At 33.2% G+C, this 20,365-nt stretch carries 19 protein-coding genes and 1 other annotated feature; of the genes, 12 read left to right on the top strand and 7 right to left on the bottom strand.

The genetic code is table 11. The features are described from left to right. Positions 1–192: 192 nt before the first annotated feature. Positions 193–1,584, bottom strand: coding sequence for an asparagine--tRNA ligase (gene asnS, locus AT726_RS06225; RefSeq protein WP_068759251.1), 1,392 nt, complete (start codon positions 1,582–1,584; stop codon positions 193–195). Between the two features lie 235 nt (positions 1,585–1,819). Continuing rightward, positions 1,820–2,043: a binding site (T-box leader), on the bottom strand. Between the two features lie 583 nt (positions 2,044–2,626). Here asnS and AT726_RS06220 point away from each other — a divergent pair. Next, a complete protein-coding gene (locus AT726_RS06220) occupies positions 2,627–3,193 on the top strand; it encodes a Maf family protein (RefSeq protein ID WP_055304575.1) in 567 nt (188 codons plus the stop codon). 905 nt (positions 3,194–4,098) lie between these two features. Here the strand turns inward: AT726_RS06220 and mnmE are convergent. From mnmE to rpmH, 4 genes are all read right to left on the bottom strand, one after another. After that, the gene (gene mnmE / locus AT726_RS06215) at positions 4,099–5,457 is read right to left on the bottom strand and encodes a tRNA uridine-5-carboxymethylaminomethyl(34) synthesis GTPase MnmE (RefSeq protein ID WP_055276631.1); all 1,359 of its coding nucleotides are present in this window, start codon (positions 5,455–5,457) and stop codon (positions 4,099–4,101) included. Positions 5,458–5,568: 111 nt separating this feature from the next. Further along, complete coding sequence (gene jag, locus AT726_RS06210; RefSeq protein WP_055243405.1) at positions 5,569–6,180, bottom strand: RNA-binding cell elongation regulator Jag/EloR; 612 nt, start codon at positions 6,178–6,180, stop codon at positions 5,569–5,571. A 117-nt stretch (positions 6,181–6,297) separates the two neighbouring features. Next, a complete protein-coding gene (gene rnpA / locus AT726_RS06205) occupies positions 6,298–6,639 on the bottom strand; it encodes a ribonuclease P protein component (RefSeq protein WP_068759250.1) in 342 nt (113 codons plus the stop codon). Positions 6,640–6,694: 55 nt separating this feature from the next. Then, positions 6,695–6,829, bottom strand: coding sequence for a 50S ribosomal protein L34 (gene rpmH / locus AT726_RS06200; RefSeq protein ID WP_006784010.1), 135 nt, complete (start codon positions 6,827–6,829; stop codon positions 6,695–6,697). Between the two features lie 429 nt (positions 6,830–7,258). Here rpmH and dnaA point away from each other — a divergent pair, with 429 nt between their 5' ends. Then, positions 7,259–8,605, top strand: a complete 1,347-nt coding sequence (gene dnaA, locus AT726_RS06195; protein ID WP_055243403.1) for a chromosomal replication initiator protein DnaA — start codon at positions 7,259–7,261, stop codon at positions 8,603–8,605. Between the two features lie 180 nt (positions 8,606–8,785). Then, positions 8,786–9,922: a DNA polymerase III subunit beta gene (gene dnaN, locus AT726_RS06190; RefSeq protein ID WP_068759249.1), complete on the top strand. Its 1,137-nt coding sequence runs from the start codon at positions 8,786–8,788 to the stop codon at positions 9,920–9,922. A 588-nt stretch (positions 9,923–10,510) separates the two neighbouring features. On the opposite strand, the gene AT726_RS06185 is transcribed toward dnaN, so the two are convergent. Next, positions 10,511–11,770 carry an ABC transporter permease gene (locus tag AT726_RS06185; RefSeq protein ID WP_055243401.1) on the bottom strand — a complete coding sequence of 420 codons (1,260 nt, stop codon included), beginning with the start codon at positions 11,768–11,770 and terminating at the stop codon, positions 10,511–10,513. Beyond that, complete coding sequence (locus AT726_RS06180; RefSeq protein WP_055304572.1) at positions 11,760–12,659, bottom strand: ABC transporter ATP-binding protein; 900 nt, start codon at positions 12,657–12,659, stop codon at positions 11,760–11,762. Before AT726_RS06180 ends, AT726_RS06185 begins: the two co-directional genes overlap by 11 nt. Positions 12,660–12,974: 315 nt before the next feature. Between AT726_RS06180 and mnmG the strand changes: the two genes are divergently transcribed. The 9 genes from mnmG to yaaA all read left to right on the top strand — a co-directional run bounded on the left by mnmG (position 12,975) and on the right by yaaA (position 20,354). Further along, positions 12,975–14,855 carry a tRNA uridine-5-carboxymethylaminomethyl(34) synthesis enzyme MnmG gene (mnmG, locus tag AT726_RS06175; RefSeq protein WP_055243399.1) on the top strand — a complete coding sequence of 627 codons (1,881 nt, stop codon included), beginning with the start codon at positions 12,975–12,977 and terminating at the stop codon, positions 14,853–14,855. A 59-nt stretch (positions 14,856–14,914) separates the two neighbouring features. Continuing rightward, on the top strand, positions 14,915–15,628 hold the full coding sequence (gene rsmG / locus AT726_RS06170) for a 16S rRNA (guanine(527)-N(7))-methyltransferase RsmG (RefSeq protein ID WP_068759248.1): 714 nt from the start codon (positions 14,915–14,917) through the stop codon (positions 15,626–15,628). Positions 15,629–15,744: 116 nt separating this feature from the next. Continuing rightward, a complete protein-coding gene (gene noc / locus AT726_RS06165) occupies positions 15,745–16,566 on the top strand; it encodes a nucleoid occlusion protein (RefSeq protein WP_055243397.1) in 822 nt (273 codons plus the stop codon). Between the two features lie 74 nt (positions 16,567–16,640). Next, positions 16,641–16,811, top strand: a complete 171-nt coding sequence (locus AT726_RS13015) for a 2-thiouracil desulfurase family protein (RefSeq protein WP_201023086.1) — start codon at positions 16,641–16,643, stop codon at positions 16,809–16,811. A gap of 447 nt (positions 16,812–17,258) precedes the next feature. Further along, the gene (locus AT726_RS06155) at positions 17,259–18,026 is read left to right on the top strand and encodes a ParA family protein (protein ID WP_068759247.1); all 768 of its coding nucleotides are present in this window, start codon (positions 17,259–17,261) and stop codon (positions 18,024–18,026) included. Further along, positions 18,016–18,891 carry a ParB/RepB/Spo0J family partition protein gene (locus AT726_RS06150; RefSeq protein WP_055243395.1) on the top strand — a complete coding sequence of 292 codons (876 nt, stop codon included), beginning with the start codon at positions 18,016–18,018 and terminating at the stop codon, positions 18,889–18,891. The genes AT726_RS06155 and AT726_RS06150 overlap by 11 nt, the downstream gene beginning before the upstream one ends. A 19-nt stretch (positions 18,892–18,910) precedes the next feature. Further along, entirely contained in the window at positions 18,911–19,813 is a 903-nt protein-coding gene (locus AT726_RS06145) for a mechanosensitive ion channel family protein (protein ID WP_068759246.1), read from the top strand. Next, a complete protein-coding gene (locus AT726_RS06140; protein WP_055243393.1) occupies positions 19,806–20,015 on the top strand; it encodes a DUF951 domain-containing protein in 210 nt (69 codons plus the stop codon). Before AT726_RS06145 ends, AT726_RS06140 begins: the two co-directional genes overlap by 8 nt. Positions 20,016–20,135: 120 nt before the next feature. Continuing rightward, on the top strand, positions 20,136–20,354 hold the full coding sequence (gene yaaA / locus AT726_RS06135) for a S4 domain-containing protein YaaA (protein ID WP_055243392.1): 219 nt from the start codon (positions 20,136–20,138) through the stop codon (positions 20,352–20,354). The last annotated feature ends 11 nt before the right edge of the window (positions 20,355–20,365 follow it).

The raw sequence follows: 20,365 nt of genomic DNA, 5'->3' as shown, positions 1-20,365 counted from the left end.
TATAAATAACATAAAAGCTTATTAATTTATTAGTTAAAAAACACGTCAATTAAGCCGACGTGTTTTTTTGTCTCTTTTATACTTTAGTAATTGATATACTTTTGGACAAGGATTCTTTATAATGCCCACTATATATGCTATTACACATTTTACAAAATTAAAACTCTCGTTTGCACGAGAGTTTTTAGTATTTTAGAATTCTGCATTTTTAGGTGTACGTGGGAATGGGACTACATCACGGATATTTTCTACTCCTGTGATGTACATGATCATACGTTCAAACCCTAAACCGAATCCAGCATGTTTGACTCCACCATAACGGCGTAAATCTAAATACCAATCTAATTCTTCTTTTGGTACTCCGATTTCGTCCATACGTTGTTCTAGGATTTCTAAACGTTCTTCACGTTGTGAACCACCGATTAATTCACCAACACCTGGTACTAAAAGGTCCATCGCAGCAACAGTTTTTTGATCATCATTTAAACGCATGTAGAAGGCTTTGATATCTTTTGGATAGTCTGTTACGAAAACTGGTGCTTTAAATACTTCATCAGTTAAGTAACGTTCATGTTCTGTTGATAAGTCAATTCCCCAAGATACTGGGTTTTCGAATTTTTTATAAGCTTGTAATAAGATTTCGATTGCTTCTGTATATGGAAGGCGTTTGAAATCAGATGCTGCTACTGCTTTAACACGCTCTAAAACTCCTTTGCTTACGAATTGATCAAAGAATGCCATTTCTTCTGGAGCATGCTCTAATACGTAGTTGATAATATATTTAACCATACCTTCTGCTAAATCCATATCATCTTGTAAGTCAGCAAATGCAATTTCTGGTTCAATCATCCAGAATTCAGCGGCATGGCGTTGAGTATTAGAGTTTTCTGCACGGAATGTTGGTCCGAATGTGTATACATCACGTAAAGCCAATGCGAATGTTTCAGCTTCTAATTGTCCTGATACTGTTAAATTTGTTGATTTAGCGAAGAAGTCTTGTTTGAAATCAACTGCTCCTTCTTCAGTACGTGGAACATTGTTAAAATCTAATGTTGTCACTTGGAACATTTCTCCCGCACCTTCAGCATCAGATCCCGTGATAATTGGTGTATGAACATAAACGAAATTTTGCTCTTGGAAGTAGCTGTGAATAGCATGAGCAACTAAAGAGCGAACACGGAATACTGCAGCGAATAAGTTTGTGCGTGGGCGTAAGTGTGCAACTTCACGTAAGAATTCACGTGTGTGGCGTTTTGGTTGGATTGGGTAATCTTCAGGACAATCGCCTTCTAAAATTACCTCCTGTGCTTTGATTTCAAATGGTTGTTTAGCATCTGGTGTTGGCACTACTAATCCACGAACTGTGACTGCTGAACCAACACGGAACTTTTGAACTTCTTTAAAGTTTTCTAAGTTTTCCTCATAAACAACTTGGATTGTCTCGAAGAATGAACCATCATTCACCATTAAGAATCCAAATGATTTTTGAGCACGGTTATTACGAACCCATCCGTTTAATTCAACGATTTGGTTAGCATAACGATCTAAGTTTCTAAATAATTGACGTACAACGATTTTTTCCATTAAGAGGTCCTCCTTTTATAATAAATCAATATTTTGTTGCTTGGATATTTCAAAGATATCCACAAATCAAATTAAACTTTAAACTTCTCTAATAAGTATTTTGTCAAGGAAAAACATACATAATCTAGATTGTCTAATGTTTAAATTCCTATAGATGAAATTTCAAATGCTTTTTTTGAATTTGTGGATAAGTTATTGAGAATCACCTCGGGCAACAAAAAAACAGTCTTCGCCCAAAAGGGACGAATGACTGTTGATCCGCGGTACCACCCTAGTTTAAGAACTAATCTGTTCTTACCCTTTACCTTTAACGCAGGATCTACGACTTAGTCTACTCACAATTTTGCTTTCGGTAAGTAACTCCAAGGTGTTCTTCACTTTCAACGCCATATCAGGCTTCCACCGTCCCTGATTCGCTATAACTTAATTAAAAGCTACTCTCCTTTTCAACGTAAGTATTTACTTAATTAAGATATTATACTGTAAGTCATTATTAGTCAATAATTATCCCCAGAATTATCAAAAAATATATTCTGTCATTTTAGTTTAATTTTTTGAAGTAAAAAATATTCTCGTAAATAGAAAAATTATTCTTTTCATAAAAGAGTTGTGCTTTTTTATTTTGTCATATTGTTTCCAAACAAATTGTATCATTTTGTTCTAAATATTTAAAAAATTTTGTGCTAATTCACTTACTACGATATGACTCTTTAACAAATAATTCGTCAACATATACTATGTCTCCTCCATATTCATTACTCCAATAATTTATAAGTAAGGCATACCCAATTATTTCCCGATGTTGTTTAAAAAGTAGAATTTTGTCGAGTTGTAGACGAATAGGATAGTGTTTAATATTTTTTGAATTTTGTCTAATGATATAGATTGTTGTTGAATCTTATCTTTGTATAATTTTATCATCATATGAAGTAATTCGTTATAATTTGATTGTATGTATGGGATTATTTTAAAGTTCGTTAATAGGGACCCTTTATTTGTGTTATAATAACTCATTATATTTTGAATAAAAGGAGTTTTTAAGATGGGAATTATATTAGCTTCTCAGTCTCCAAGACGAAAAGAATTATTAGAGTTAGCGGGAATTGAACATCGTGTGATTGTGAGCCAAGTGGATGAGATATTAGATGAGGATTTAGATGTAGCGGGACAAGTTCAAGATCTTGCGATTCAAAAAGCTTGTGCAGTTGCTGAGTTATTTCCTCAAGAGACAATTATCGGTGCTGATACGATTGTTGTATTTGGTGGAAAGATTTTAGGGAAACCTAAAAATGAAGAAGATGCATTTAATATGCTAAAATCATTATCAGGACGTAAACATCAAGTAATGACTGGAGTCAGTATTATTAATAAAGATAAAGAGTTATTAACAAGTTTCGTTAATATTACCGAAGTAGAATTTTATAATGTAACTGATGAATGGATTTTAAATTATATTCAAAGCGGAGAACCTATGGATAAAGCAGGTTCATATGGAATTCAAGGAAAAGGGTTTGAATTAGTTAAATCTATTTCTGGAGATTATTATAGTGTGATGGGATTACCTATTGCTTCATTAAAACGTACATTAACACATTTAGGTTTAATTTAGGAGTCGGATCGATTTGATCCGTTTTTTTTATAGTTAATATATTATTTATTTAATAATAACTTTAATAATAATGTTTGGGGATAGTGGGGATAAGTGTCTGAAAATGTCGGTTTTCCTATGTTTTTGACTGTGTAAATCTTGTGAATAAGTTGTAGATAAGTGTCGATTATTGTCCACATAGGTGTGAATTTGTTGTAGATAGTTGTTTTTATTTGTCGGTTTTTAGTAATCTAAATTTCAGTGATTTTCCCTGTTATATTTTTAAAATTCGTAGATTTATGATGAAAAATAAGAGATTTTTAATAAAAATGGAATGAGGAAATTTCGACATTTTTTTTAAAATATAATGATTTTATACATTTTAAGATTATTCAGCAAATTTAGAGTTAAAAAGATAGAAAGTAACTAATTTTTTATATAAGATGTGAATTAATACATATTTTAAAGGAATTTGTTTTAATATCTGGGGGTTAAATTTTAATTGAGAAATTTATATTAAGATAAAATTAATTTAATTTAATTCAGATAGCTGGCCATATTCTTTATTAAAGAATATGGATGAATTTTTTTATTTACGACAAAGTTTGATATTATATTATATATTTTTTATTTATAATAATAACAATAATAATAAATGTTGTGAATAATGTGGATAAACGTCTGAAAATGTCGATTTTACCATGTTTATACCTGTGTGTATCTTGTGAATAAGTTGTAGATAAGTGTCGATTATTGTCCACAGAGTTGTTTACAGTGTGTAGATAACTTATTTTATTGTCGAAATTTTAGAATAGAAGCAAGCGGAATTATAACACGAAAATAAGATGCATTTTATTTTAATTTTGAGATATTTTTCCTGTATTAGTGCATAAAAAAAGATTAGAGATAAAACTCTCTAATCTTTTTTATTTACCTAAACAGAATTTACTGAAGAGTTCATCTAGTAACGAATCTCCAATTTCTTCTCCTAGAATTTCTCCAAGTGAATACCAGGCATTTTTTATATCGATTTCTACCATATCCACAAGCATTCCCATTTGCATAGCATTGATGGCATCTTCAATTGAAGTAATGGCTTGTTTTAATTTTGCAATATGGCGTGCATTTGATAAGTAAGTCATATCAGATGAACCAATGTCCCCGATTTCAAACATTTTTTTGATACTATTTTCTAAGACTTCGATTCCTTGCTCAAGTACCATTGATGTTTCTACATACGATGGTAATTCAGAACGTTCAATGTTAGTTTCTAAGTCAGTTTTATTTAAGATGATGATACGATTTTTATCGGCAGTTAATTGTAATAATTCACGATCATCAGCAGTTAATGCTTCATTATTATTTAAAACAAGTAAGACTAATTCGGCTTCATTGATTAATTTCTTAGATTTTTCGACACCAATCGCCTCAACGATATCTTTCGTTTCACGAATTCCAGCTGTATCAATTAAGTTTAAGGTTAATCCCCCGATATTGATATATCCTTCTACTGTGTCGCGTGTTGTTCCAGCAATGTTGGTTACGATAGCTTTTTCTTCGCGCATTAATTGATTGAGAAGGCTCGATTTTCCGACGTTAGGACGCCCGATAATTGCAGTTTTAATTCCATCTCGTAGGATTTTCCCTGTTTTAGCTGTGTCGAGTAGTTTTAACATTTTTTCGTGAATCTCGATTGAACGAGGAAGTAAAATGTCATTCGTCATTTCTTCCACATCATCGTACTCTGGATAGTCGATGTTAACTTCGATGTTAGCAACAATATTTAAAATTTCTTCGCGCATTTCTTTGATTAGGCGAGATACACGTCCATCTAATCCATTTAAAGCAAGTGATAAGGATTGTTCACTTTTGGCGTGAATAATGTCCATGATTGATTCAGCTTGTGCTAAGTCGATACGTCCATTTAAGAACGCACGTTTTGTAAATTCTCCTGGTTCAGCGATTCGTGCACCAGCCACCAATAATAATTCAAGAATTTTATTTGTGACTAAGATTCCACCGTGACAGTTAATTTCAACGACGTCTTCGGCTGTGAATGTTTTAGGTGCTCGCATAACAGAGACTAATACTTCATCGACTTTTTTATTTGTTTCAGGATCATATATAAAACCATAGTTAATGGTATGGCTCGGTACTGTTGTTAAATCTTTACCACGGAATAGTTTATTGGCAATTGGTAAAGCGTCATCTCCACTAACACGAATAATTGAAATGGCACCTTCACCCATTGCGGTTGCAATTCCCGCAATTGTATCTTGTAACATGTGGACACCTCCATTACAGTTATGTTAATTTTATTTAAATTTTATTCTAGATGTATTTATTTTAACACTTTCTCTAAAAAAACGTCAAAATAGACCTCTTTGGAGGTCTATTTATCGTTTATATTTAATCATAATGTATCGGTTCGGATCGGCACCTTCAGACACGGTCTGGATGTGTTTCCAATCAGATAAAGCTTGATGGATTAATCGGCGATCGTATGCATTCATCGGATCAAGTTTAGCATCGATTTTTGTTTGAGTGACTTCTTTAGCAATTTTGCGTGCGAAGTACTCAATTTTTTGGTTGTGTTGTTGTTTATAGCCGTTAATATCCACAAGTACTTTTAAATGAGATTTGGTATATTGATTCACGACTTGGCTAGTTAAGGTTTGAATGGCTTGAAGTGTTTTTCCTTCACGTCCAATAATCATTCCATTGTTATTGCTGTCTATGTTAAATGTGACAGAATGTTGTGCCGAATCTACTTCGACAGTTCCTTCTAAACATAAATCACTGAGTAGTTGAAGAAGATATTTCTTTCCTTCTTCGATTGGATCAAGATTTAATGTGACCTTTGCTTTAACATAGGCTCCAATTCCGAAGATCCCTTTTTTCTCTTCCAATACATGAATCGTCAAATGTTGTTGGTCGTGGTGAAAATGATTCTGTGCTGCCACAATGATATCATCCATAACTTTTCCTTCGAATATTTTGGATTTCATCTAAATCACTTCTTTCTTTGAAATATTTCCGACCAACGTTTGAATCCATGCTATGAATGTCTGCCAGTTTTTATTTCAACAGATGGTCGACACGTCCTAATACAATTGTAATCCTTTTTATTTTGGAATAATATCCATTTTTTTATATAGTTGTTCTAATTTTTCTTTAAAAGTTGCATAGTCTAAATCTTTTACGCCTTTACGAGCGATTACGAAGTAATCATAATCTGGATTCATTTCATGCTTATGTTCAGTTGTGACGTTACGGATGTAGCGTTTGATTTTATTACGTTCAAAGGCTTTTCCGACTTTTTTCCCAACTGAGATTGCAATTCTGAAGTTGTCAGTCTCTTTATTGGCATACTTATATACAATAAAGTAAGGATTCGCTTTTGAACGTCCTCGTTTCATGACTTGTTCAATTTCTTGACTTTTTTTAATTCGATAACTTTTTTGCATGTTCTCACCCGCTATATTTTTTTAGCTAGTAAAAAGACCACTTTAAAGAGTGGTCTTATGCACATAACACTTTTCTACCTTTTTTACGACGACGAGCTAAAACATTGCGTCCTCCTGGTGTTGCCATACGAGCGCGGAAACCATGAGTTTTTGCACGTTTACGTTTGTTTGGTTGCCAAGTACGTTTCATCTATAACACCTCCTAAGAGTTTTATACCATAGCATAGTTCAATATTATAGTGAATCATCACTATAAAGTCAATCATTACTTTTTGGATATATGTGTATCCAAAAGTTATCCATTGTGGATATGTGAATATAGATGAGTTATACACCACTTAACTTTTTTATTCCACAATATTATTCACAATTCGACACGGTGTTTATACCTTACTCTGTGGATATTGGGGATAAATGTGAAAAACGTTGATATTATCAATAAAATTGCTGTGAGTTATCCACTGTCGATTGTCGAAAAGTGTAGGAGTTTGTTAAATGATATCACATATCCACAAGCATGTTTATAACTTTTTGTTGATTTTTTGAACATTGTGGACTTTTTTAATATTTTGTTATGCTATAATGTTGATAGAAGAGACTTTAGGATGAGGTGTATGCGGTGGAAAAATATCAACGAATATGGGATGATGCTATTGATCGATTAAAATCGAATATTTCTCAACAATCTTTTGATATGTTCTTTAGCACTCCAAAGAAAGTGTATAAAGTTAAAAATAATAAAATGTATGTTGTGGTTCAAAATAATCACGAACAATTTATGCTAGATAAATTTTATTTAAAAGAAGTTGTTGAAATGATTGCTGAAGTATCAGGTTTCAACTACGATGTTAAATTTATTACGAATGATTATGTAAAAAATGATCAGCAAGCATTTGATTTAACCAAACCCGATCCTAATCTTCCAAAATATTATCGTGGAAACTTAAATACGACGTATACGTTTGATCGCTTTGTTGCGGGGAAAAGCAATCGTTTAGCGTATATGATTGCTTTACAGGTTGCAGAACGTCCAGGAGAAGTTGCCAATCCACTTTATATTTTCGGTGGGGTAGGTCTAGGAAAGACACATTTAATGCAAGCAATTGGAAATTTCATTTTAGATGATAATCCTTCATCTCGAATTTTATATTGTACATCAGAGAAGTTTATTGATGATTATCGTCATGCGACGCTAGATAATAATTTTGAAGCATTTAAAGAAAAGTATCGTAATATTGATGTTTTATTAATTGATGATATTCAGTTTTTATCTAAAAAAGAACAAACACAAACTGAGTTTTTCAATACGTTCAATGAACTTTATAATAATAATAAGCAAATTGTTATTACATCAGATCGTCCAGCATCTGATTTAAAAGATATCATGGATCGTTTAACTTCACGTTTTGAATGGGGATTGCAAGCTGATATTCAAATTCCAGATACGCAAACGCGCATCGAGATCATGAAGAAAAAATTGGCCGGAGAAAATATTAATCTAGAAGAATTCCCAGAGGAAGTTTTAGAATTTATCGCAAGTAAGTTTAATAGTAATGTTCGTACATTAGAAGGGGCATTGAAACGATTGATTTTTTATGCGACAATTAATAATTCAGACTTTACGATTGAACTGGCAAATGAAGCGTTAAGAGATCTATTTAAAGCAGAGCAAAAAAATTCAAAAGTAGATGTGAATAACATTATTAAAGAAGTCGGAGCGTACTACGATGTGTCGGTTGCTGACATTTTATCGAAAAAACGTAAGAAAAATATTGCGTATGCTCGACAAGTTGCGATGTTTTTAACACGTGAATTAACGGGAAGCTCGTTCCCAAAAATCGGGGAAGCTTTTAGCGGACGAGATCACACAACGATTATGCATGGTTGTGAAAAGATTGAAAAAGAGCTTAAAGAAAGTGATGAACTTAAAAAAGCAATTAGCGATTTAAAACAAGTTCTATCTTAACTTATAAACAGGTAAGTGGAGAGAAAATGACGGTTTATCTACACACTATCCACAAGTTATCCACAAGGCTAAAACCTCAATTTTATGATGTTTTTAGTCATTATCCCCTATATCCACAAAATTTATTACTAAAAAGATTATTAAAAAGCTATAATATATAATTATATAGGAGTGATTAAGTTGAAAATTAAAGTTGATCGTCAATTGTTACTAACCCAGCTGTCGTATATTAGCAAGGCAATTCCTACAAAGACACCACTTCCAGTGTTAACAGGGATTAAGTTTGTTGTTGCAGAAGAAGGTCTTTACTTAACAACGAGTGATTCAGATATTACGATTAATACTTTTTTACCGTTAGAGGTAAACGATACGCAAGTGATTCAAATTGATTCTGTCGGATCAATCATTATTCCAGGGAAATATTTTATTGAAATTATTAAAAAATTAAATGGTGACAATATCGAAATCAGTACATTTGAAGGAAATTATGTCACAATTAAATGTGGACGAAGTGAGTATACGTTAAATGGATTTGATGTGACTCAATATCCAAATATTGAGTTAATCAAACATGATAATCCAATTCATTTAGAAAAACAATTATTAAAAACGATTATTCGTCAAACGGTATTCTCAACAGCAAATAGTGAAAACCGTCCAGTGTTAACAGGGGTTAATTTCCGTTATGATGCAGATGAGTTAATGTGTGTAGCAACAGATAGCTTCCGTTTATCGAAAAAGCTTGTTCCGTTAAACAAGTTACATGAACCATTTAACATTGTTATTCCAGGACGTAGTTTAATCGAGTTATCAAAAATTTTAGATGATTCTCATGAATCAGTGGATGTCTATTTAGCAAATAATCAAATTTTATTCCAAATTGGAAATATTTCATTCCAATCTCGTTTATTAGATGGGATTTATCCAGAAACAAAAGAATTCGTTCCAACGACATTCGGGATTGAAATCAAAGCAAATTATCATGAATTATATAATGCATTTGATCGTGCTGCTTTAATTGCACGTGATCAAGTTTCAAATGTTGTTAAATTAAATATTTTACCTGAAGAAGGTAAGTTATTAATTACAGCAAATTCTCCAGAGGTTGGAAAAGTTGAAGAAGAAGTTCAAGTTGAAATGATTTCAGGTGGAGAATTACGTATTGCATGTAGTGCTTTATTTATCATCGATGCTTTAAAGGCAATCAATAATTCAGAGGTAATTATGAGTTTCAATGGTGATATGCGTCCATTTATTTTACGTGATCAATACGATGAAACAACAATTCAATTAATTGTTCCAGTTCGTATGGAGTAGTTAAGAGCCGCTAGGCTCTTTTTTTTGTGTGGATAAATGAACAGTTATACACAGGCTAGTGGAATACATTTGATAAGTTTCGACAAACTATGCAAAAGTTCGCTAATGATTAATCATAAAATTAGTTCAAATTAGAAGAAAGAGCTTGTGGATAAGATGGATAACTTTTGGTGAATCTCCCCTACAAGGAAATATCTCGTTAAAAAGAGGTCAATTGTAAGGAGGATTTCTATGCTCATATATGGGAATTAGTGCGGATCATTGCCCTTGAAAAATCAGGTAAAACTTGATACGCCAGACTCAACAATTGAAGTGATTCATCATGTTTTATTGTCTATTTTAGATGTAGGATTTAATGGAATTTTTGTGGTGATTTTAACTTGAGTAGAAGTGGTGCGAACTATATCCACAAGATATTTGTTTTTTTTACATAAGGTGATTGGAGATATAACTTGAATGTATTGTTTCAGAAGAAATTGGTATGGTTAGTCATTGGAGCGTTCGAGTTTAAATGAAAGAAAATCTCCAGTTCAGGGGATTTTTTTGTTAAAAAAAGACCAACTACAAGAGTTGGTCGGAGTAATCAAGTTATGATTTTTTTGTTGCCTGAATAAATTTTTTGATGACTGAATCACCTGAGTAGTTCAAGACTCCATTTTTGTAAACACGTGCTCCAAATGTTAGAATCACGACGATCACAACAATGTTTAAGGCAATTGAAAGCCAAATCATTGGGGTTGATACGGTCATTGTAGCGACGCGAAGTGGCATGATATAAGGTGAAATGAATGGAATCATGGACATGATTTTGATAAAGGGTGCCTCAGGTGCAGTCATTCCAAAGATTCCGATGTAGAATGAAACGAGTCCAATGACCATGATAGGTGAAATGGCGATTTGATATTCTTCCACAGAACTGATAATTGAGCTTAAAATGAGTACACTTACGAGATAGACTAGGTAAGCAACGATAGCAAAAATAATGATGTAAATAACGATTTTTGCTTGTTCGGGAGAAATCATGACTGAGACCGTATCAAGTACTTCGGTAGGCAAACTCTTTAGCATGTATTGAATTGAAATAGTGAATAAGACCATGAAAATGGTAAGTTGCGTTAAGGCGTATAAGCTGTTATACACAATTTTTCCGTAAAGTTGTTTGATTGGCGAAATGGAAGTAATAATAATTTCCATGACTCTTGATGTTTTCTCTTCCATGATTTCTTGACCGGCATAGACCGAGTAAAGATATGAAAATAAGAAGATGAGGATAATGGCAATATAAGCTATGGCTAAGTTGCCCATTGATTCCTCAGCGGTTTGTGCATTTTCATCTAATGAGATTTTTTCCATTGAGAAGTTTTGATTGAGTAAATTAACTTGCTCTTGAGTCAGCTTCGCCGATTTCATAGCAATTTGCTTGTTATAACCTGAAAGAACTTGCTCTCCAATGGTGTAGTAAGAGCTGTTAGAAAAATCTTTGGCCACATAGGTTGCACTAAGGAGATTTTGTTCATTGTAGTTGATGATGAAATAGGCTGAGATATCCCCATCTTCGACTTTTTGGTTAAGAACGTCTTCTGACTCAGTCCCTTGTTCTAAGATCACTTCAGGTAATAAATTATTAAAATCTTTTTGAAATTGTGAATAGAGTTGATTTGTTTCATCCACAATATAAATTGTTTCAGAGTAATCAAAAGTTTCATTAAAAAATTTAACGATGGATCCGAGTTGGCTGATGAGTAATCCAACAATGATTAGAAAGATATTAAATCCAATAAAAGCTTTACTTTTAATTTTACGTAAATAGTTATACAAAACATAATTCCAAAACTTACTACTCTTCATAGGCTTGTCCCACCTTTTCAATAAAAATTTCATGTAGTGATGGCTCACACACGAGGAATTTTTCAATGGAATGTTCAGGTTTTAAAGCATTGAAGATGGTTGAGGTATGCTGTTTATGATCAATTCGGACGCACCAATCGTCTTGCTGGCGAGTCACCTCAACGACATGAGGAATTGATTTTAAGTAATCGGCATCAAGCTTTCCTTGAATTAAAATCGTTCTTGCATTGTAACTTTGTTTAATTTCTTTGAGTTGGCCTTGTAAAACGGTGCGTCCTTTGCGAAGAATTGTTAGACGATCGCAGAGGGTTTCAATATGTTCCATTCTATGAGAAGAGAAGATAATTGTTTTTCCTTGGTTTTTAAAGTTAATAATTTCTTCTTTCATCATTTCCAGATTAATAGGATCAAGACCAGTGAAGGGTTCATCTAAAATAATGAGTTCGGGATTGTGGATAACGGCGCAAATAAATTGAACTTTTTGTTGATTACCTTTTGATAATTCTTTAATTTTTTTGTTTTTATAGTCGGAGATATTAAATTTTTCAAGCCACGCATCTAGTTCTTTTTCAGTTTTATCTTCAGACATTCCTTTTAGCATGGCTAAATAGCTAACTTGTGTTTTAACCGTTAATTTTTGAAGTAGTGCTCGTTCTTCAGGTAAATAACCGAGAAGATCATTAATTGATTCATTCATCTTCTGACCGTCCCACGTAATTTCACCAGACGTCTGCTCATAAAGACCTAAAATCATACGAAAGGTTGTGGTTTTTCCAGCTCCATTCGCGCCAAGTAAACCATAAATTTCTCCTTTTTGAAGACTAAGATTTAAATCCACGACGGCATGTGTATCATGAAAAATCTTATTCACATTCTTTAAAACTAGCATGCAAGTCTCCCCCCTGTTGTCATAATAAAAGTTCAAATCGAATGAGTATACGACATTGATATGTCTATTATGATATATACCGTTTTGAATAACAACTTTTTTCTGTTACAAAAACTGGATATTGAATAATGATTTTCATTTTTAATTTAAAAATGTAGGAAAAAAGCTAAAAAGTTGTTTTATATTATCGATTTTTGTTTACTATTTTATACACAGATGTTATTTTTATTGTTTATTGTCGAGTTTTAGATGTAAAATAAGAATAGTCTTTTGATAGAGTTGAAGTTTATTTGTTTACTGTAAGGAGTGAGCTTTATGATATATGATGTAATCGTCGTAGGTGGAGGGCATGCCGGAATTGAAGCAGCTCTTGCTCCAGCACGAATGGGTTGCAAAACGTTAATGGTAACTGGAGATATTAATCGTATTGGACATATGCCATGTAATCCAGCCATCGGTGGACCAGCGAAAGGAATCGTAGTTCGTGAGATTGATGCTTTAGGTGGAGAAATGGGTGTTAATACAGATAAAACGCATATTCAAATGCGTATGTTAAACACAGGGAAAGGTCCAGCGGTTCGTGCACTTCGTGCTCAAGCAGATAAAGTGGAATACCCTCGTGAGATGCAAAAAACAGTTTTAGCACAAGAAAATTTAGACGTTAAAGAAGCAATTGTGGATAAGTTAATTGTTGAAGACGCAGAAGTGAAGGGAATTCAGTTAGAAACTGGGGAACAAATTTTCTCAAAAACGGTTATTTTAACAACAGGAACTTACATGCATTCAAAAGTTATGATTAGTGATGAGATTACGTTAAGTGGCCCAGATGGTGCGAAGACCTCATTAGGATTATCTCAACACTTAAAAGATTTAGGGTTTGAATTATTCCGTTTAAAAACAGGAACACCACCTCGTGTTGCAGCGGATAGTGTTGATTTCTCTAAAACAGAAATTCAACCTGGGGATGACGTCATTCGTGCGTTTAGTTTTGACACTAAAGATCATTTACCACTTGAAGATCAAGTGCCATGTTATTTAACTTATACAGGTGAAGAAACACATCGTATTATTATGGATAACTTAGAGCGTTCGTCAATGTATTCTGGAGTGGTTGAAGGGGTTGGGCCACGTTATTGTCCATCAATTGAGGATAAAATTGTTCGTTTTAATGATAAGCCTCGTCATCAAATCTTTTTAGAGCCAGAAAGTAAACACATCCCTGAAATTTATGTTCAAGGGTTCTCAAGTAGTTTACCACGCGATGTTCAAGAGCAAATGATTCGTACGATTCCAGGTCTTGAAAATTGCCGCATTGTTAAATATGCGTACGCTATTGAGTATGATGCGATTAAGCCTGTCCAATTATGGCCATCATTAGAAACTAAATTAGTTAAAAACTTATATAGTGCTGGACAAATTAACGGAACAAGTGGATATGAAGAAGCAGCGGGTCAAGGAATCATGGCTGGAATTAATGCTGCCCTTCGTGTTCAAGGAAAAGATCCATTAATTTTAAAACGTAGTGAAGCTTATATTGGGGTATTAATTGATGATCTAGTTACAAAAGGAACATTAGAACCTTATCGTTTATTAACTTCTCGTGCGGAGTATCGTTTATTATTACGTCATGATAATGCTGATTTGCGTTTACGTGAATATGGTCGTCAAGTAGGGTTAATTAATGATGAAAAATACGCAGCATTCTTAGATAAAAAAGCTGAGATTGCAGCAGAAAAAGAACGTTTATCTGAAATTAAAATTACACCTAAAGGAAATACTAATGAGTATTTAGCGACAATTCCATCATCACCATTAAAGGATGGAATTACGGCATTAGAATTATTAAAACGTCCAGAGATTACTTATGAACATATCCACAACTTAATTGAAGAGAAAAATGAATCAATTTCTGCTGAAGCAATTGAGCAATTAGAAATTCAAGTTAAGTATGAAGGATATATTAATAAGGCTCTTCAACAAGTAGAAAAAGTTCAAAAAGTTGAAGAGAAAAAAATCCCGGATCATATCGATTACGATGATGTGCCAAACTTAGCGATTGAAGCAAAACAAAAGTTAAAAGACATTCGACCATTAACGATTGGTCAAGCAAGTCGTATTTCAGGGGTAAATCCAGCGGATATTTCAATTTTAATGGTTTACATTGAATCAGGACGTGCAAATAAAGTAAGTGAATAATAAATCAGAGTTAAGAGAGGAGACTTTCTTAACTCTTTATGTAGTAAGGAGTGGAAGATATGACACCGGAACAATTTTATGACAAGGTAAAAGAATTTGGAATTGAGTTAACTGAAGAACAAAAATGGCGGTTACATCGTTATTATGAATTATTAGTTGAGTGGAACGAGAAAATGAACTTAACTGGAATTACAGAAGTAAATGAAGTTTATTTAAAGCATTTCTATGATTCGTTACTTGGCTTTTTAATGTTTGAAGATATCCACAACTGCAAAACATTATGTGATGTTGGATCAGGAGCTGGATTCCCAGCTTTACCTGTTAAAATCGTTTTTCCACATTTAAAGATGGATTTAGTCGATTCCCTAGGAAAACGCGTTAATTTCTTAAATCATGTCATTGCAGAAACGAAGCTTGAAAATATTAAAGCGTATCATTCACGTGCGGAAGAATATGCATCGAAGCATCGTGAATCATTTGATATCGTCACAGCTCGTGCGGTTGCTCGTTTAAATATTTTATCTGAGTTATGTGTCCCATTAGTTAAAGAAGGTGGATATTTCATTGCGTTAAAAGGACAAACAGGTGATGAAGAATTAGTAGAGTCAAAACGTGCCTTAGATACATTTGGTGTAGAAATCATTGATGTGAAGCATGTTGAGTTACCGGAAGAAGCGGGATCACGCACTAATATTTATACAAAAAAATACAAGAAGACGCCGAATAAGTATCCTCGAGCTTATGGTCAAATCAAAAATAAACCATTAAAATAGCATTAAATGTCACCGGCAGGGACATTACTATAGAAATTCTAGAAAAAAGAAGAAAAATACGCTATAATTTAAACATTAAGATTGATTTTCGATTTTTATTATAAGGGGGATATAGGGTGTTTAACATTTTTTCACGAGATGATTCACGTAATCAGCCAAAAGATGAAGTAACTCAATTGCCTATCTCAAAAATCGTTCCGAATAAATATCAACCACGAAATATTTTTAATGATGAAAAAATTTTGGAATTATCAGAATCTATCAAAGAACATGGTGTGATTCAACCGATTGTTGTTCGTAAGTTTAAAGAGGGTTATGAAATTATTGCGGGAGAAAGACGTTATCGTGCATCTAAGTTAATTGGACTAGATAAAGTTCCTGCGATTGTCCGAGACTATGATGATAAGCAATCAGCTTCTATTGCAATTGTTGAGAATATTCAGCGAGAGGATTTAACTGCAATCGAAGAAGCATTAGCTTATAAACAGTTGATTGATTTACATGGGATTACTCAAGCTGCATTAGCAAAGCAAATGGGAAAATCTCAATCAACAGTCGCAAATAAAATTCGTTTATTAAATTTATCTGAGCATGTTCAACAAGCAGTTTTAGAGCGTAAAGTGACAGAACGTCATGCGCGTGCATTATTATTAGTTAAAGATGAAGAACTGCAATTCCAACTTTTAGAGAAGATTATTGAGAAGGATTTAAATGTTTCAGAAACTGAGCGTTTAATTGATGAAACGTTAAATCCAAAAGAGAAAGCAGTAAAACCACAAACGATTTCTCGTATGCCAAGAGATTGTCGTATTGCCATGAATACTTTTAAACAAGCCATTATGATGGTTGAAAAAACAGGTATGAGAGTCGAACATGAAACTGAAGAGTTAGATGACTCATATGTGATTAAAATTTCATTACCCAAACATAAACATTAATAAAAAGAGAAAAGACAGGCGATTGAATGCCTGTCGTTTTTCTTTGTTGTGGATAAATTAGAGGAGATCAGAAAATGAGAGTTACAGTTAGTTCGTGTTTGTTAGGGATAGACTGCAGATATTGTGGAGATGGTTATCCACAAGAAGGAATTTTGAAATTAATTAAGGACCATCAAGTGATTCCATTATGTCCTGAACAATTAGGGGGTTACCTATTATTCTACGGCAATCAGTTGAATTGGTGAATGGGCGTGCTGTGGATAAGTTTAGATGTGATATGACGGAGTAGTTTTTAAAAGGGGCAGAAGAGGTTGATAAGATTGCTCATTTATTTGAAGTTAAGGTTGGAATTTTAAAAAGTAATAGTTCATCGTGTGGTTGTGGATAAGTTTATGATGGAACATTTAGTGGTCAATTAACGAGTGGCGATGGAATGACAGCCCGTTTATTGAAGAAATCGGATATTAAAATTTATAATGAGGATAATTTCAAGAAAGCTTTCTAATATTAAGTTTTCTACGACATTTTTCACCACCTATTTAATAAAAAAATCGAAGTTTGTAAATAATAATCACTAATAAGATTAGTCGTTTCAAAAAGTTCAAAATTTACTGATCAAGCGCCAAATTTATTTTTCATAACCTATCATTTCGTGGTAAAATATTAACAAGTATGACTTTAGGAGGGTTAATATGGGGAAAATTATCGCTATAACGAACCAAAAAGGTGGAGTTGGTAAGACGACATCTAGTATTAACTTATCAGCATCCTTGGCTTACTTGGGTCATAAAGTATTACTTGTTGATATGGATCCCCAAGCTAACGCCTCTACTGGTATTGGTGTTTATAAAGGCGATGCTGAGTTAACTGTTTTTGATTTATTGGTGGATGAAATTCCAACTAATCAAGTAATTTTAAAAACGAATGAAGAAAATTTATTTTTAATTCCATCGTCTCAAGAATTAGCAGGATTTGAGTCGATGATTGTCATGGAAAAAGACCGTGAGTTTAAGTTATTACCAAAACTTGAACAAGTCAAAGAATATTTTGATTATATTATTATCGATTGTCCACCATCACTTGGACTTTTGACAATTAATGCGTTATCTGCAGCAGATTCGACATTGATTCCAGTACAATGTGAGTATTATGCATTAGAGGGATTAGCACAATTATTAAATACAATTCGTATTGTTCAACGCCGTTTAAATCGAAATTTATCGATTGAAGGGGTGTTATTAACAATGCTTGATCGCCGTACTCGTTTAGGATTAGATGTAATCAATGAAGTTAAATTATATTTCAAAGAGAAAGTGTTTAATACTATTATTCCACGTTTAGTTCGTTTAAGTGAGGCGCCATCATTCGGAAAGTCAATTATTGCTTATGATCAAAAATCGTCAGCTGCTCAATTTTACATTGATTTAGCTAAAGAGGTGGTTAAAAATAATGTCGACTAATAGATTAGGAAGAGGTTTAGGTGCACTATTTCAAGAGCATGATATTGAGAGTCTTGAATCGTTTGAGCAAGTCAAAGAAGGGGAAGTGATTCACCAATTAGAGGTGAAGAGTTTAAGACCTAACCCATATCAACCACGAAAGTATTTTGATGAGAATAAGATTAAAGAATTAGCGATGTCAATTAAAGAACATGGTGTGTTCCAACCTATTATCGTTAAAAAAGATATTAAAGGTTATATTATTATTGCAGGGGAGCGCCGATTTAGAGCTGCTCAAAAAGCGGGATTACCAACTATTCCAGCAATCATTCGTGAGTTTAATGATCATTTAATGATGGAATATGCATTAATTGAAAATTTACAACGTGAAGATTTAACAGCCATTGAGGAAGCCGAAGCTTATCGTCTGTTAATGCAAAAATTAGATTTAACTCAAGAGCGCTTAGGTGAACGTCTTGGAAAGAGTCGTGCCTACATTGCCAATACGATGCGTTTGTTACAGTTACCACGCTCTGTGCAAGATGATATTGAAAATGGTGTCATTTCAGTTGGACATGGAAAAGTATTAGCTGGGTTAAAAGATGAAGAATTAATTTTAAAGTTTACGAATATTATTAAAGAAAAACAAATTTCAGTGCGTGAGTTAGAAGATTTAGTAAAACAAGTTGGAACGGCTCAAGCTGAAGAAGATAAAAAGACGAAAAGAGAAGTAAACCCCCATTTAGAGTACGTGGAGTCGAATTTGAAATCGTATTTTGGAACGAAAGTCAAACTTAAAGAAAAGAATGGGAAAGGTCAAATCATTATTGATTATATGACTATGGATGATTTAAATCGTTTACTCGAGATGATGGGTTTAGAATAAAAACTAAGGAGTGAGCTATTTGAATTTATTATTTTTATCAAATGTATTAGCTGATAAAATTCAGAACTTTTTGGCAACAGATCAGTTAAATACTTTTTTAATCAATGCTGGATTTAAAATTGTTAGTGTTATTTTAATCCTTGTAATTATGTCAATCGTCAGAAAACTCGGTAAGAATATGATTAAAAAAGCATTTGCCGTGAATATTGAACGTATTCAAAAAGTAACGGGAGGAACGGAAAGACGAAAAGAGACGTTTGAAAGTTTAGCTCTTAATATTTGGCGTTATGCGGTGAATATTGTTTTAATTTTATGGTTATTATCGGTTTTTGTCTCATTAGATAAGTTATTAGTCGCTTCAAGTGCACTTGTTGTGGTCATTGGATTTGCGGCAAAGAGTATGCTTGATGATATCACCATGGGATTCTTTATTATTTTTGAAGATTTATTTTCAGTTGGAGATTTTATCGAAATTGATGGAAATACCGGAACAGTTACAGAAATCGGATTACGTTCAGTTAAAATTCGTGTTTTAACGGGTGAAATCGTGATTATTCCAAATGGGAATATTGGAAAAGTTATTAACCATTCGGTCTCAAATGGTCAAGCGGTATTAGATATCGGAATCGCCTATGAGGCGGATCTTGATAAGGCGATTTCAGTTTTACAGAAGGTTGCGTCAGAAGCTTTTAATCAATATGACGATATCCTTCAAGTTCCTCAAGTTTTAGGGGTACAGGAATTAGCAGATTCAGCTGTGGTGATTCGTATGATAGCTGAAGTCTCACCACTTCAACAGTGGCACATTCAACGTGAATTACGTCGCTTAATCAAGTTGACGTTTGACCGAGAGAATATTGAAATCCCTTACTCTAAAATGATGGTTTATCAAAAGAATGAAGGGAGTCTATCTCATGAATAATGTGACATTTGGTTTAAATGATATTGTTGAGATGAAAAAGCCACATCCTTGTGGCACAAATCGTTGGCAAGTGGTCCGTTTAGGAGCAGATATCAAGATTAAATGTTGTCATTGTGAGCGTATGTTAATGATGCCACGACCTGAATTTAAGAAAAAGATGAAGAAGGTTTTAGAGTCAGCACAAGAGAGTGAAAATATCTAATTTTAAAACTGGAAAAAAAGCGTTGAAATCCATTGATTTCAACGCTTTTTATTTGGGATTAACGTATTAAAAAAATGTAAATTATGCTATAATATATATAGAAAGAAAAAGGTGATTAGCATGCGAACTGAAGTATTTATTACAAGTGAATTTATTACTCTTGGACAGTTTTTAAAGTTCGAGAATCTTATTGAAAGTGGTGGAAGTGTAAAGTTCTTCTTAGAAGAAATTCCTGTCTTTATTAACAACGAGCAAGATAACCGCCGTGGTCGTAAACTTTATCCTGGAGATGTGGTTTCGATTGAAGAATTTGGTGAGTTTATCATTGTAGCTGAGTAGTAAAGGAGATT

It is taken from the genome of Turicibacter sp. H121, from assembly GCF_001543345.1.
Taxonomy (GTDB): Bacteria; Bacillota_I; Bacilli_A; order MOL361; family Turicibacteraceae; genus Turicibacter; species Turicibacter bilis.
This window is presented reverse-complemented; position numbering and strand designations above follow the sequence as displayed.

Bases quoted from the DNA above. Each gene is read 5' to 3' on its own strand.
- asnS (WP_068759251.1), bottom strand. From the start codon at position 1,584: ATGGAAAAAATCGTTGTACGTCAATTATTTAGAAACTTAGATCGTTAT.
- AT726_RS06220 (WP_055304575.1), top strand. From the start codon at position 2,627: ATGGGAATTATATTAGCTTCTCAGTCTCCAAGACGAAAAGAATTATTA.
- mnmE (WP_055276631.1), bottom strand. From the start codon at position 5,457: ATGTTACAAGATACAATTGCGGGAATTGCAACCGCAATGGGTGAAGGT.
- jag (WP_055243405.1), bottom strand. From the start codon at position 6,180: ATGAAATCCAAAATATTCGAAGGAAAAGTTATGGATGATATCATTGTG.
- rnpA (WP_068759250.1), bottom strand. From the start codon at position 6,639: ATGCAAAAAAGTTATCGAATTAAAAAAAGTCAAGAAATTGAACAAGTC.
- rpmH (WP_006784010.1), bottom strand. From the start codon at position 6,829: ATGAAACGTACTTGGCAACCAAACAAACGTAAACGTGCAAAAACTCAT.
- AT726_RS06185 (WP_055243401.1), bottom strand. From the start codon at position 11,770: ATGAAGAGTAGTAAGTTTTGGAATTATGTTTTGTATAACTATTTACGT.
- AT726_RS06180 (WP_055304572.1), bottom strand. From the start codon at position 12,659: ATGCTAGTTTTAAAGAATGTGAATAAGATTTTTCATGATACACATGCC.
- mnmG (WP_055243399.1), top strand. From the start codon at position 12,975: ATGATATATGATGTAATCGTCGTAGGTGGAGGGCATGCCGGAATTGAA.
- rsmG (WP_068759248.1), top strand. From the start codon at position 14,915: ATGACACCGGAACAATTTTATGACAAGGTAAAAGAATTTGGAATTGAG.
- AT726_RS13015 (WP_201023086.1), top strand. From the start codon at position 16,641: ATGAGAGTTACAGTTAGTTCGTGTTTGTTAGGGATAGACTGCAGATAT.
- AT726_RS06155 (WP_068759247.1), top strand. From the start codon at position 17,259: ATGGGGAAAATTATCGCTATAACGAACCAAAAAGGTGGAGTTGGTAAG.
- AT726_RS06150 (WP_055243395.1), top strand. From the start codon at position 18,016: ATGTCGACTAATAGATTAGGAAGAGGTTTAGGTGCACTATTTCAAGAG.
- AT726_RS06140 (WP_055243393.1), top strand. From the start codon at position 19,806: ATGAATAATGTGACATTTGGTTTAAATGATATTGTTGAGATGAAAAAG.
- yaaA (WP_055243392.1), top strand. From the start codon at position 20,136: ATGCGAACTGAAGTATTTATTACAAGTGAATTTATTACTCTTGGACAG.